Here is a 13,494-nt window from a genome sequence, read left to right as displayed (position 1 = left end):
GGGAAAACCATGGCTGAGAAATTTGTTTGTCACACAGGCATTGTGGTCCCGTTAGACGCGGCAAATGTCGATACCGATGCAATTATTCCCAAACAATTTTTGCAGAAGGTAACCCGCACCGGCTTTGGTGCACACCTGTTTAATGACTGGCGCTTTCTGGATGATAAAGGCCAGGAGCCCAACCCGGACTTTGTGCTGAACAAACCGGTTTATAAGGGCGCGTCTATTCTGCTGGCTCGTGAGAACTTTGGTTGCGGCTCGTCCCGTGAACATGCGCCCTGGGCACTGACCGATTACGGCTTCAAAGTTGTTATTGCCCCGAGCTTCGCCGATATCTTTTATGGCAACTCATTCAACAACCAACTGTTGCCCGTTGCCCTGAGTGAGCAGGATGTCGATACCCTGTTCACCATGGTGCAGGAAAACCCGGGCATGACATTCACAGTGGATTTGGAAGCGCAAACTGTTCAGGCGGGTGATAAAACCTGGTCATTCAGCATTGATGGTTTCCGCCGTCATTGCATGCTGAACGGGCTGGACAGCATTGGCCTGACGTTACAGCATGAAGATGCTATCGCGGCTTACGAAACTAACCAGCCTGCGTTTATGCGTTAAGCCTTACAGGTATAAACAGTAATACAGGCAATGGCTCCTGATGGTTGATGGTGCCATTGCCTGCCTGTAACCCGGCACAACCGCTCACACATCTTTTACCCGGCAGGTCAGTCCCAGGGCCAGAATACTCAACACCAGAATACCCCAGTAGACACTCCCGTGGCCAAACTGCTGCGCCAGTGAACCCTGTAATACCCCTGCGAGGATCACACCGGTAGAAATACTGTTAGTGAACAGGGTAGTGGCGGACCCCGCTTTCCCGGGCATCAGATCCTGAAACCAGAGCATACCGATACCTGCCACAATCCCGATAAAAATCGCGTTAAACAGTTGCAATACAATCAAAGCATTACGTGTAGGGAACAGCAATAACCCGCCATAGAATACCACCCCGGCAGCAACAGCGAGCACCATCATCCGGCGTTTACCAATACGCTTTACAACCATGCCAGCAAGGATCATTGCCGGTATTTCAAGACCCGCTGCCGTCCCCATTAATGCACCAGCCAGTGCTTCGGGCAACCCAAGAACACTGGTTATCCATAACGGCATGTCAATGATATACATCGTGTTGCAGGTCCACATCAGCATAGAAGCTATAAATAACCGCCGCACATTGGGTTTTTTCCAGCCACTGACGGCCGCAACGGCCTGGTTCTCCGGGCCAAATACCCGGGGGACAGAAGGCAGGCAAAATGTCACCAGTAATGCTCCAACAACAAAAATACCCGCGGCAGATAAAAACATGGTGGTAAAACCAAATTTCAACGCCAGCATAAATGATAACGGCGGGCCTATCACCCAGGCCAGTGAAAGCTGGGCACGCATAATAGAACTAAACATCACTACTTCTCTGGCTGAGTTATCCGCGTATTCGCGCGCCAGAGCAAAAATTTGTGGCATGGTGGTATTGGCCAGCGCGGCAAGAAAGACACCAAGGGTTATCAGCGTGAGGTAATGGCGATTGAAGGCGAAAACCAGACTGTTGGCGACGGCCATCAGACAACAGAAAATAATGAGTTTACGGCGATCGCCCGTCCGGTCTGAACGTTTTGCCAGAATCATGCTGACCGCAATACCTGCCACAGCATTGACTGTGTAAAACAGGCCGACCCAGAATGAGGTCACCCCTACTTCTTTGCTCAGAAACAAACTTAGTGTGGGTGCCTGCAGCGCGCCTGCCACCCCCAGCATGAACGCGACAGCCATAAACGCCAGTAATACCGAGTTTAAATGCCTTCCCTGCGTAATCAGCCAATGCATCTCATAGGTCCTTTTATTATTTCCTGTGAACAAAACGCCCATAGCCGGGTAGATTTTAAACGAAAAAAACCAGCAGCACGATTGCCGCTGGTTGGTTAAAAGCACCAATACTCAGTCACACTTGATGAGAACGATGATGTCTGTGCCAAACACAAGGATACGAACACTGCCACTGCATGAGTTCATCAAGCATCTGCACACGCTGTTGAGGGTCAAGGCAGGCCAGCCATGAACCAGAAACACGCCGTGTTGCAGTAAAAAAAGCCAAATAAAACTGCTCTGCAAAGGAACGCTTCATAAGTCACCTCGCTTTCATCACGAAACAGTATTGGCGTAATATAGGGAAAGATAAATTGATGAGTTTTCGTCCGGAGTTCCTCTTTTATGGCATCAACACGCTTGCAGCAGCAGTTCATCCGGTTATGGCAATGTTGTGACGGCCAGCCTCAGTCCACAACGCTGCATGATCTTTCCACCCTGCTCAATTGCTCGCGGCGCCATATGCGTACTCTGCTCAATGCCATGCAGGCAAAAGGCTGGCTGACATGGGAAGCAGAGGCCGGGCGCGGCAAACGTTCACAGCTGGCATTTATCTATACGGGTTTATCTCTTCAGCAACAGCGGGCGGAAGACTTACTGGAGCAGGACAGGGTTGACCAACTGGTACAAATCGTTGGCGATAAAGATGAAGTCAAAAAGATGTTGCTCTCACACCTGGGGCGCAGCTTCCGCCAGGGGCGCCATATTCTGCGGGTTCTTTATTATCGCCCACTGCTGAATTTATTACCCGGCACACCACTGCGCCGTTCCGAAACTCATATTGTGCGGCAAATATTCAATGGGCTGACGCGAATAAATGAGGAAAATGGGGAACTGGAAGCAGACATTGCTCACCACTGGCAGCAATTATCACCTTGCCACTGGCGCTTTTTTTTACGTCCCGGAGTACATTTTCACCACGGGCGTGAACTCGAAATGGCCGATGTACTGTATTCGCTGAACCGGGTTAACCAGCAACCTTTGTATGAGCATATTGCCCGTATATCCTCGCCGACCAACTGGACGCTGGATATCATACTTCACGAGCCTGATAACTGGCTGCCCTGGTTGATGGCGGGGGTTTCCGCGATGATTTTGCCCCGGGAATGGGAGTCATTGCCGCATTTTTCCACTCATCCAACAGGAACCGGGCCTTATTCTGTTACACGCAATAATACCAGCCAGCTCAGTATTCAGGCATTTGATGACTATTTTGGCTTCCGCGCGCTGATTGATGAAGTCAATATTTGGGTGTTGCCCGAAATCGGTGAAGACATGAGCTGTGGTGTATTTCTCGAAGATGGCAGCCAGAGTGAAAAAGCCGAAGAAAGCCGCCTGGAAGAAGGCTGCTATTACCTGTTGTTTGACCAGCGCTCAAAACATGGCGCAAACCCGCATGTAAGGGCATGGCTGAGCCAGGTGCTTTCACCCGTAAATATTCTGGCCGACAGCGGCCCTCAATATCATCGCCTGTGGTTTCCAGCCTGGGGTTTACTGCCCCGCTGGCACCACACTCCAGCCAACACGGAGTGTGGCAAACCAGAAGGCCTGACCAGCCTTACGCTCACATTTTATGCCGACCACATAGAACACCGCACACTGAGCGACATTATCAGTAAACGCCTGGCACAACACGGCATCCACCTGGTGATACAGGAAATCAGCTATAACGACTGGTTTAATGGCGATGTGCACAGCGATATTTGGCTTAACAGCGCCAATTTCACACTGCCGCTGGATTACTCGGTCTTTGCTCATCTGTACGAAATTCCCCTGCTGAGCAAAGGGTTGGGTATCGCCATGAAAGAAGCCCACCAGCAATGGCGCACAGGCGAGCTGAATGCGGCCCGGTGGGCACGCCAGTGTGTCGAACAACAACATATACTGCCACTGATTCACCACTGGCTCACTATTCAGGGGCAGCGCAGCATGCGGGGGTTGCGGATGAATACGCTGGGGTGGTTCGACTTCAAATCCGCCTGGTTTGCGCCACCAGAAAACTAACCCAACATGTTCTTTAATAATGCCAGGCAAATCATTACAATGAGCCGTTCTCAACGGGGTGCCCTGGATACCAGGCGCTGAGATAATACCCGTCGAACCTGATCCGGATAACGCCGGCGAAGGGATTTGAGGCCGTTCTCAAAATCCTTTGCCACCCTTTTTCAGGAGTGCAAAGTGTTAAAAAAATTACTGGCTCTACTGGTACTGGCCGCTGCGCCTGTCCTCGCTAAACCTACTCTCACCGTTTATACCTACGACTCATTTTCTGCTGACTGGGGCCCTGGCCCGGCAATCAAGAAAGCCTTTGAAGCACAATGCGGTTGCGATCTGAAATATGTTGCGCTGGAAGACGGCGTATCACTGCTCAACCGCGTGCGTATGGAAGGGAAAAAAAGCAAAGCAGACATTGTCCTGGGTCTTGATAATAACCTGATAACTGCCGCCCGTCACACCGGGCTGTTTGCCAAAGCAGATATCACCCTGCCTCCGTTGGCCTTACCTGGCGGCTGGTCAGACGATACATTTATCCCTTTTGATTATGGTTATTTTGCATTTGTCTACGACAAGAACAAACTGCACAACCCACCACACAGCCTGAAAGAACTGGTTGAAAGCCCACAGCAGTGGAAAGTGATTTATGAAGACCCACGAACCAGTACACCTGGCCTGGGGCTGTTGCTGTGGATGCAAAAGGTCTACGGCGACAAGGCACCGGAAGCCTGGCAAAAACTGGCTAAAAAGACAGTGACAGTAACCAAAGGCTGGAGTGAAGCTTATGGGCTATTCCTCAAGGGTGAGAGCGACCTGGTTCTGAGTTACACCACATCACCGGCGTATCACATTATTGAAGAGAAAAAAGATAATTATGCGGCCGCAGGTTTCAGCGAAGGGCAGTATATGCAGGTGGAAGTCGCTGCCCGCCTTGCCAACAGTCCGCACCCGGAACTGGCGAAGCAGTTTATGCAGTTTATGGTTTCTGATGCGTTCCAAAAAACAATCCCCACTGGCAACTGGATGTATCCGGTAAGCCATGTAGCGGTTCCGGAAGCCTTTAATCAACTGGTTAAACCCACCACCAGCCTGGTGTTTACGCCTGAACAGGTAGAACAAAACCGGGCAGCATGGATTAGCCAATGGCAGCAAGCCGTCAGCCATTAATTCCGGGCTGGTTATGGCCCGGCCTGATAGCCGCCGGAGCGATTTGCATTGTCGCTCTGGCGGCTTTTGGCGCTTTATGGCTACATGCGCCACAGACAGACTACAGCGCACTGCTACACGACCCATGGTTGTGGCATGTGGTGAGGTTTTCGTTCTTCCAGGCTTCTTTGTCTGCCTTGCTGTCTGTTCTCCCTGCAATATTACTGGCGCGAGCACTCTACCGTCGTCGTTTCCCAGGCCGGCAACTCTTACTGCGTTTATGTGCCATGACACTGGTTTTGCCCGTCCTGGTAGCCGTCTTTGGGATTCTGAGTGTATATGGCCGCGAAGGCTGGTTAAGCACTGTTTTTGAATTGTCAGGTCTGAAGTGGTCATTCACGCCTTATGGGCTGCAGGGTATTTTGCTGGCCCATGTCTTTTTTAATCTGCCTTTAGCCACGCGTTTGCTGCTCCAGTCTTTGGAAAATATCCCTGTTGAACAGCGGCTACTTGCCGCACAACTGAATATGCGCGGCTGGTACTTTTTCCGCCTGGTAGAGTGGCCCTGGATGCAACGCCAGATATTTCCAGCAGGCGCACTCATCTTTATGCTGTGTTTCGCCAGTTTTGCCACGGTACTGGCATTGGGTGGCGGCCCACAAGCTACAACCATTGAGCTGGCTATTTACCAGGCACTGAGTTTTGATTTTGATCCCGCCAAAGCCGCCTGCCTGGCACTGATCCAGATGTTGTGCTGTTTTGGCCTTGTCTTATTGAGCCAAAAAATGACTCAGGCTTTTTCTCCCGGAGAGAGCCAGAATGCAACCTGGCGGGATCCACAGGACAACCTGGCAGCCCGGGTACTGGATAGCGCGGTGATCATTCTGGCATTACTGCTACTGTTGCCACCGCTTATGGCCGTTATTGCAGACGGGCTGGTCAACAACCCGATGGTTATTTTTCATCAGCCAGCGTTGTGGTCTGCGCTACTCACCTCGGTTCGCATTGCCTGTGCGGCAGGCATTGTGTGCTTATGCCTGACCACAATGCTGCTGTGGAGCAGCCGGGAGCTCCGTTTGCGTCAGCATCAACGCCCGGCACAAGCCATGGAGCTGAGTGGCTTACTGATTCTCGCCATGCCCGGAATCGTGCTGGCTACAGGTTTTTTCTTACTATTAAACAGCACAACCGGGTTACCTGAACGGGCTGATGGTATTGTGATTTTTACTAATGCATTGATGGCAATCCCCTATGCCATGAAAGTGCTGGAAAGCCCATTTTATGATATTGCCAGCCGATATAACCGGCTCTGCCAGCACCTGGATATCAGGGGTATTAACCGCCTTCGTTGGGTGGAATTACGGGCACTGAAACGCCCCTGTGCTCAGGCCCTGGCTTTTGCCTGCGTATTATCACTGGGGGATTTTGGTGTTGTCGCTTTGTTTGGCAGTGACGATTTTCGCACCCTGCCTTTTTACCTCTACCAACAAATAGGGGCCTACCGGAGTAATGATGGTGCGGTTACCGCTATGCTGATGCTGTTACTCTGCTTCTTGCTGTTCACTTTGATAGAGAATACCGCTAAACACCATGCTAACACTCACTGACGTCACCTGGATTTACCAGCACCTGCCTATGCGTTTTAACGTAACACTGGCTGCGGGAGAACGCGTTGCCGTGCTGGGCCCCAGCGGGGCCGGGAAAAGTACGTTATTGAGTCTGATTGCTGGTTTTCTCAGACCAGACAGTGGCACTATCACCCTTAACCAGCAAAACCATACCCGGACGCCGCCAGCGCACCGCCCGGTCTCTATGCTGTTTCAGGACAACAACTTATTCAGCCACCTCACCATCCGGCAAAATATTGGCCTGGGGCTGCACCCGGGAATGAAACTCACAACAGCACAAAAAACAGCACTGGAAGAGATTGCCCACAAAATGGCAATTAGTGATCTACTGGACCGACTGCCAGCGCAATTATCTGGCGGGCAACGCCAGCGCGCTGCTCTGGCCCGTTGTTTGTTGCGTGCTCAGCCAGTTCTGCTGCTGGATGAACCTTTCTCTGCTCTGGATCCGGCATTGCGCCAGGAAATGCTGGCGCTGGTGGAATCAGTTTGTGAGAGCCAGAAAATCACGCTGATGATGGTTTCACATAACCTGGATGATGCTGCACGCATTACACCACGCAGCCTGGTAGTGGCTGATGGCCGAATTGTCTGGGATGGGCCAACTCAGTCGCTGAGCGACGGTTCGTCTCCTGCCGCCGGGTTACTTGGGATTTCCCAAAACTAGCCGAAAATAACCTGGTGCAAGATGCGGGCATAAACCGGCATCAGGGGGTGGCGAACCAACAGAAACACCAGTGCCAGGCAGCAAACCGATGCCAGGGGAGCAAGCCACATTAACCGCTCCCGCGGTAACCGGCCTTCAGGGATCTCGCCAGATGGTTTACGCTCACTGCGCCATAAACGCCAGTTCAGCCATAATGCAAGCCAGGTTACAACCGCTGCAACCAGCAATAACCACTGAAAATGCCCAGTATTCTCACCTGTGGGAATATCAATTGCCGCTCCTGCCAGGATACCCGGCAGAAAATAAACTGGCGGCCAGAACAGGCACCCGGGAATATTGGCTCTGGCAAAACGGGAAACAGGCAACCCCAGCATACCAGCAAGCATCGGCACCAGAGGGCGTGTTGGCCCCACAAAACGGCCAATTAAGATAGTTACAGTGCTATGCCGGTGTAATGCCATCTCTGTTTTATCCACCAGCGTTTTATATTTTTTCAGAAATGACCAGTTACGCAGGGGCCGTTTAAAGCGCCAGCCAATCCAGAATGAGACCCAGTCCCCGGCCAGGCAACCAATAATCCCCACACCCCACGCCCACCAGAACGGCAAGTTACCACTGCCGATTAGCGCGCCAAGTGCCGCCATAAAGACCGTACCAGGCAGCAACAATCCAACCAGAGCAAGAGATTCAAAAAAAGCGACCATCAGCACAATGACCAGTGCGAAGGTAAGTGAATGGGCTATCAGCTGTTCAACAAAGGCGTACATAAAATGTCCGTCAGACTTACGAACAGCGATTTTGCGGGGCAGGCAGCATTAGGTCAAGATTCCTGCCCCGAGAAACATTAAGAGGTTGTAACAAAGACGGCTTACCCACTCACTTATTGCTCGTAACCGGCACGAAACTCACTGGGGCTGGCGCCTGTGCATTTTTTAAATACACGCGAAAAATAGAGCTGGTCCTCAAACCCGACATTACGCCCGACACTGGCGATAGGCATACGTGTAGTACTGAGCAACAATTTCGCCTGGCTGATACGCTGATCCTCCCGCCAGCTCAGCACACTCACCCCCAATTGCTGGCGGAACAAATGTGACAGCCGGGAGGGAGAAAGGCACACATGCTGCGCCACACCGGCAATATCAAACTGGCTGTCGGACAAGTGGTCGCTGATATACTGACAGGCTTCACGCACCCGGTTATCCAGAGGTGGATTCATTGATTCACTGATAGCCGCCATGCGCTTCAACAATAATTGTTCCAGCAAATTTATCGCCAGTAGTTCGGCATAACGCCCCTGAGACTGACCCGCATCAATCACCTGCTGAATCAGAGAAGAGAACGCTTCAATATGTTGTTCATCTGGCCGGTAAAAACCGGTATGCGCAAAAATTGTCGGCCAGTTCAGCCACTCAAGCCAGTATGCCCGGGGACGGAAGTAGACCCATTGATGGTACCAGGCACTGCAATCAGGGTGGCGACCATAGTGGTGAATTTCTCCCGGCGGAAACAACAACATATCCCCCGGTTTGCAAATAAACTGCTGATGGTTGTTATTGATAACGCCTTCACCTTTGACGGTCAGGTTCAGGATAAAACCCTTCATACCTAATGGACGGTCAATAAAGAAATCCAGCGGCCCCCCAGACTCTATAGGGGTTAACCCGGCAACCAGATGCGCGTTAAATGAATACCCTGGCAGCAGGGGATCATTTTGTGTTTCAGCCATACCGAATTTGACTCCTGCGTAAGAGTTGAGAAACCATTTGTCCATATTCACTGTTCTACTACAGAACAGTAAACCTATGAAACCATAAAGAAAGCACTGAACAGCCAAAAACCGCTTCGGATCAACTATTACCCGAATAAACCTTAATTAACAACTCATTTAGCAGATAACCAAAGTGTCTATAAGCATGGCAGAAATATCCACATCAAATTTTTGCGTGCGGTCACAATTTGAAGACTAATAGCATTTTTATCCATAAGATCAGCGAATACACCCTGACTGTTTTTAGCTACGAAAACTAATGTTCTGGATATGTTTTTTACAGATCCACGGAGTATTAAAAATGGCTATAGCGCTGGGACTCGATTTTGGTAGCGATTCAGTTCGTGCACTGGCAGTCGATACCGTCACAGGCAGCGAGCTGGCAACCAGTGTGGAGTGGTATCCACGTTGGCAGGAAGGGCGCTATTGCAATGCCCCGGAAAACCAGTTCCGCCATCACCCTCTTGATTACATTGAATCAATGGAGAAAGCGTTAAAAACCGTGCTGGCCAATTTATCTTCTGAACAGCGGGACTCCGTTGTCGGAATTGGCGTTGACAGCACGGGCTCAACACCCGCGCCGATTGATAAAGACGGTAACGTTCTGGCGTTGAACCCTGAATTTGCTGAAAACCCCAACGCCATGTTCGTGCTCTGGAAAGACCACACGGCTGTTGAAGAGGCTGAAGCTATCACACGGCTTTGCCATGCACCGAGCCATAAGGATTACTCACGCTACATTGGTGGGATTTATTCCAGTGAATGGTTCTGGGCCAAAATACTGCATGTAACTCGTGCGGATCAGAGCGTCGCCAAAGCAGCCGCCTCATGGATTGAGTTATGCGACTGGATCCCTGCTTTACTTTCCGATACCACCAGGCCTGAGGCTATTCGTCGTGGCCGCTGCAGCGCCGGGCACAAATCCTTGTGGCATGAAAGCTGGGGCGGGTTGCCTCCTGCCAGTTTCTTCGATGAGCTGGATCCCATCATCAATCAACACCTGCCTCACCCACTATTTACTGATACCTGGACTGCCGATATTCCTGTTGGCACGTTATCTGCCCAATGGGCTGAACGCCTGGGGTTACCACAAACCGTAGTGATTTCCGGTGGCGCGTTTGACTGCCATATGGGGGCGGTAGGAGCAGGGGCACAGGCCAATACACTGGTGAAAGTTATCGGGACCTCTACCTGCGACATTCTGATTGCTGACAAGCCCACTGTAGGTGACCGGGCAGTCAAAGGCATTTGTGGTCAGGTAGATGGCAGCGTGGTGCCGCACTTTATTGGCCTGGAAGCCGGGCAGTCTGCATTTGGCGATATTTATGCCTGGTTTGGCCGGGTGCTGGGCTGGCCACTGGATCAATTAGCTGCGCAACATCCTGAATTAAAAGACACCTTACAGACCAGTAAAAAACAATTACTCCCCGCACTGACTGAAGCCTGGGCAAAAGACCCGGCACTTGATCACCTCCCGGTAGTGCTCGACTGGTTTAATGGCCGCCGAACCCCCAATGCCAACCAGCGACTGAAAGGTGTCATTACTGACCTGAACCTGGGTACTGATGCTCCGGCGCTGTTTGGAGGCCTTATTGCAGCCACGGCATTTGGTGCCCGCGCAATTATGGAGTGCTTTACAGAACAAGGTATTCCGGTTAATGGCGTAATGGCGCTGGGCGGTATTGCCCGTAAAAACCCTGTCATTATGCAAGTTTGCTGCGATGTGCTTAACCGCCCACTGCAAATCGTTGCTTCAGACCAGTGTTGCGCTCTGGGTGCAGCTATCTTCGCGGCCGTTGCCGCAGGCGTACACAGCGATATTCCGGCCGCGCAACAAGCCATGGCCAGCAATGTTGAAAAAACCCTGCAGCCAAAACCAGTCAGCGCAGAGCGCTTTGAACAGTTATATCAACGCTACCTGGCCTGGGCCTCCAGCGCAGAACAGCACTATCTCCCCTCTGTAACGGCGTCATCGTCTGCCAAGAAGACAGATGCAACCGCCCTGACACATTAAGGACAGAATAATGAATATCTTTGAACAATATGAAGTGTGGTTTGTGATTGGTAGCCAGCATTTATATGGCCCGGAAACCTTACGTCAGGTTACCCAGCATGCAGAACATGTTGTCAACTCGCTGAACGCAGAGGCAAAGCTCCCTTGCAAACTGGTACTGAAACCGCTTGGCACCACACCAGATGAAATCACCTCAATTTGCCGTGAAGCGAATCACGACGAAAAATGCGCCGGGATGATGGTTTGGCTGCATACCTTCTCTCCAGCCAAAATGTGGATCAACGGACTGGCAATTCTGACCAAGCCATTACTGCAATTCCACACCCAGTTTAATGCGCAAATTCCGTGGGACACCATGGATATGGACTTCATGAACCTGAACCAGACCGCGCACGGCGGCCGTGAGTTTGGGTTCATCGGCGCGAGAATGCGCCAGCAACACAGTGTGGTAACGGGCCACTGGCAGGATGGTGAAGCCCATAAACGCATTGGCTCCTGGATGCGTCAGGCGGTATCCAAACAGAATACCCGTCATATCAAAGTGGCTCGTTTCGGTGACAACATGCGTGAAGTTGCGGTGACCGACGGCGACAAAGTTGCTGCACAAATCAAATTCGGCTTTTCCGTGAACTACTACGCGGTTGGCGATCTGGTGAGTGTGGTTAATGCAGTCAGCCAGGGAGATATCAATGCACTGGTTGATGAATATGAAAGCAGTTACCGCCTGAGTGCTGCGGCGCAAGTCAATGGCGATAAACGCCAAAACGTTATTGATGCTGCACGTATTGAACTGGGTTTGAAGCGCTTCCTGGAACAAGGTGGATTCCACGCGTTTACCACAACATTTGAAGATCTCTACGGCCTGAAACAACTGCCCGGTCTGGCAGTTCAACGTCTGATGCAGCAAGGCTACGGCTTTGCTGGTGAAGGCGACTGGAAAACCGCCGCCCTGCTTCGCATTATGAAAGTGATGTCAACCGGTCTGCAGGGCGGCACCTCATTTATGGAAGATTACACTTACAACTTTGAGCCCGGTAACGATATGGTGCTTGGCTCACACATGTTGGAAGTCTGCCCTTCCATTGCCACCGAAGAAAAACCACTTCTGGATGTACAGCACCTGGGGATTGGCGGTAAAGAAGATCCGGCCCGCCTGATTTTCTCAACCAAAACAGGCCCGGCCATCAACGCCAGTCTGATAGACATGGGCGACCGTTTCCGCCTGCTGGTTAACTGTGTTGATGCGGTTGAAGCACCTCACGCGCTGCCAAAACTGCCGGTTGCCAATGCACTCTGGAAAGCACAGCCAGACCTGAACACAGCCTCTGAAGCCTGGATTCTGGCTGGCGGCGCTCACCACACCGTTTTCAGTCAGGCACTTAACCTGGACGATATGCGCCAGTTTGCAGAAATGCACGATATTGAACTGGCTGTAATTGATAACGATACACGTCTTCCTGCCTTTAAAGATGCGCTGCGCTGGAACGAAATGTATTACAGCTTTAAACGGTAGTAACAGGGGAACTTTGGCCAGCCTCAGGGTTGGCCCTTCTTTTCTCTGGAGGATAACAATGCTTGAAGAATTAAAACGTCAGGTACTTGAAGCCAACCTGGCTTTGCCTGAACACAATCTGGTTACCCTGACATGGGGTAATGTCAGTGCGGTTGACCGCGAAGCCGGTGTTTTTATTATTAAGCCCTCAGGGGTGGATTACACCGTGATGAAAGCTGAAGATATGGTGGTCGTGAGTCTGGAAACTGGCGAAGTAGTTGAAGGAAATAAGAAACCTTCCTCAGATACCCCAACTCACCGCATCCTGTATCAGCAATTCCCTGATATTGGCGGTATCGTTCATACCCACTCACGCCATGCCACTATTTGGGCACAAGCTGGCCAAAGCATTCCGGCGACAGGCACCACTCATGCGGACTATTTTTACGGTTCAATCCCCTGCACCCGTAAAATGACCGACGACGAAATCAATAGTGACTATGAGTGGCAAACTGGCGAGGTTATTGTGGATACCTTCCGTCAACACGGTACCGACCCAAACCAGATGCCAGGTGTACTGGTGCACTCCCATGGGCCTTTCGCCTGGGGTAAAAATGCGCTGGATGCCGTACACAACGCCATTGTGATGGAAGAGGTTGCGTATATGGGCATTTTTTGCCGCCAGTTGGCCCCACAATTACCCGATATGCAGCAAACTCTGCTCGATAAACATTACCTGCGCAAGCATGGGGCCAGGGCGTATTACGGCCAGTAATCACGCTGCCTGCCAGAAACACTGTACATAAATGCAGTGACACTACGGTTTTCAGGGTATACTGAAAACCGTTTATTACGAGGGAAACCTGA

At 51.3% G+C, this 13,494-nt stretch carries 12 protein-coding genes and 1 riboswitch; of the genes, 8 read left to right on the top strand and 4 right to left on the bottom strand.

The genetic code is table 11. The features are described 5' to 3' along the window. Nucleotides 1-9 precede the first annotated feature (9 nt). Nucleotides 10-615 carry a 3-isopropylmalate dehydratase small subunit gene (gene leuD / locus A9B99_RS14925; protein ID WP_064598781.1) on the top strand — a complete coding sequence of 202 codons (606 nt, stop codon included), beginning with the start codon at nucleotides 10-12 and terminating at the stop codon, nucleotides 613-615. An 84-nt stretch (nucleotides 616-699) separates the two neighbouring features. On the opposite strand, the gene A9B99_RS14920 is transcribed toward leuD, so the two are convergent. Together A9B99_RS14920 and sgrT are read right to left on the bottom strand one after the other, a co-directional pair. Continuing rightward, on the bottom strand, nucleotides 700-1,878 hold the full coding sequence (locus A9B99_RS14920; RefSeq protein WP_064598779.1) for an MFS transporter: 1,179 nt from the start codon (nucleotides 1,876-1,878) through the stop codon (nucleotides 700-702). Nucleotides 1,879-1,993: 115 nt separating this feature from the next. Beyond that, nucleotides 1,994-2,176 (bottom strand): glucose uptake inhibitor SgrT, encoded by a 183-nt coding sequence (gene sgrT / locus A9B99_RS14915; protein WP_064598777.1) that lies wholly within the window; start codon nucleotides 2,174-2,176, stop codon nucleotides 1,994-1,996. Nucleotides 2,177-2,262: 86 nt separating this feature from the next. On the opposite strand from sgrT, the gene sgrR reads away from it, so the two are divergent. From sgrR to thiQ, 4 genes are all read left to right on the top strand, one after another. After that, complete coding sequence (gene sgrR / locus A9B99_RS14910; RefSeq protein ID WP_064598775.1) at nucleotides 2,263-3,921, top strand: HTH-type transcriptional regulator SgrR; 1,659 nt, start codon at nucleotides 2,263-2,265, stop codon at nucleotides 3,919-3,921. A gap of 44 nt (nucleotides 3,922-3,965) precedes the next feature. Beyond that, nucleotides 3,966-4,064: riboswitch (TPP riboswitch) on the top strand. Nucleotides 4,065-4,095: 31 nt separating this feature from the next. Further along, nucleotides 4,096-5,079, top strand: coding sequence for a thiamine ABC transporter substrate binding subunit (gene thiB, locus A9B99_RS14905; RefSeq protein WP_064598773.1), 984 nt, complete (start codon nucleotides 4,096-4,098; stop codon nucleotides 5,077-5,079). Next, nucleotides 5,055-6,665 carry a thiamine/thiamine pyrophosphate ABC transporter permease ThiP gene (gene thiP, locus A9B99_RS14900; RefSeq protein WP_064598771.1) on the top strand — a complete coding sequence of 537 codons (1,611 nt, stop codon included), beginning with the start codon at nucleotides 5,055-5,057 and terminating at the stop codon, nucleotides 6,663-6,665. The genes thiB and thiP overlap by 25 nt, the downstream gene beginning before the upstream one ends. After that, entirely contained in the window at nucleotides 6,649-7,350 is a 702-nt protein-coding gene (gene thiQ, locus A9B99_RS14895; protein ID WP_064598769.1) for a thiamine ABC transporter ATP-binding protein ThiQ, read from the top strand. The genes thiP and thiQ overlap by 17 nt, the downstream gene beginning before the upstream one ends. Here thiQ and A9B99_RS14890 read toward each other — a convergent pair. Next, nucleotides 7,347-8,117: a DedA family protein gene (locus tag A9B99_RS14890; RefSeq protein WP_064598767.1), complete on the bottom strand. Its 771-nt coding sequence runs from the start codon at nucleotides 8,115-8,117 to the stop codon at nucleotides 7,347-7,349. The two genes, thiQ and A9B99_RS14890, sit on opposite strands and share 4 nt — an antisense overlap. Before the next feature lie 113 nt (nucleotides 8,118-8,230). Continuing rightward, complete coding sequence (gene araC, locus A9B99_RS14885) at nucleotides 8,231-9,079, bottom strand: arabinose operon transcriptional regulator AraC (protein WP_036106883.1); 849 nt, start codon at nucleotides 9,077-9,079, stop codon at nucleotides 8,231-8,233. A gap of 343 nt (nucleotides 9,080-9,422) precedes the next feature. On the opposite strand from araC, the gene araB reads away from it, so the two are divergent. Genes araB through araD form a run of 3 tightly spaced genes read left to right on the top strand, consistent with a single transcriptional unit; the run spans nucleotide 9,423 to nucleotide 13,402 of the window. After that, nucleotides 9,423-11,135, top strand: coding sequence for a ribulokinase (gene araB / locus A9B99_RS14880; RefSeq protein ID WP_064598765.1), 1,713 nt, complete (start codon nucleotides 9,423-9,425; stop codon nucleotides 11,133-11,135). Between the two features lie 10 nt (nucleotides 11,136-11,145). After that, the gene (gene araA / locus A9B99_RS14875; protein ID WP_064598763.1) at nucleotides 11,146-12,648 is read left to right on the top strand and encodes an L-arabinose isomerase; all 1,503 of its coding nucleotides are present in this window, start codon (nucleotides 11,146-11,148) and stop codon (nucleotides 12,646-12,648) included. Between the two features lie 58 nt (nucleotides 12,649-12,706). Beyond that, nucleotides 12,707-13,402, top strand: coding sequence for an L-ribulose-5-phosphate 4-epimerase (gene araD, locus A9B99_RS14870; RefSeq protein WP_064598761.1), 696 nt, complete (start codon nucleotides 12,707-12,709; stop codon nucleotides 13,400-13,402). Nucleotides 13,403-13,494 lie beyond the last annotated feature (92 nt).

It is taken from the genome of Mangrovibacter phragmitis (assembly GCF_001655675.1).
GTDB classification, from domain to species: domain Bacteria; phylum Pseudomonadota; class Gammaproteobacteria; order Enterobacterales; family Enterobacteriaceae; genus Mangrovibacter; species Mangrovibacter phragmitis.
The sequence above is the reverse complement of the archived record's forward strand: the minus strand, read 5'-3'. Positions and strand labels throughout refer to the sequence as shown.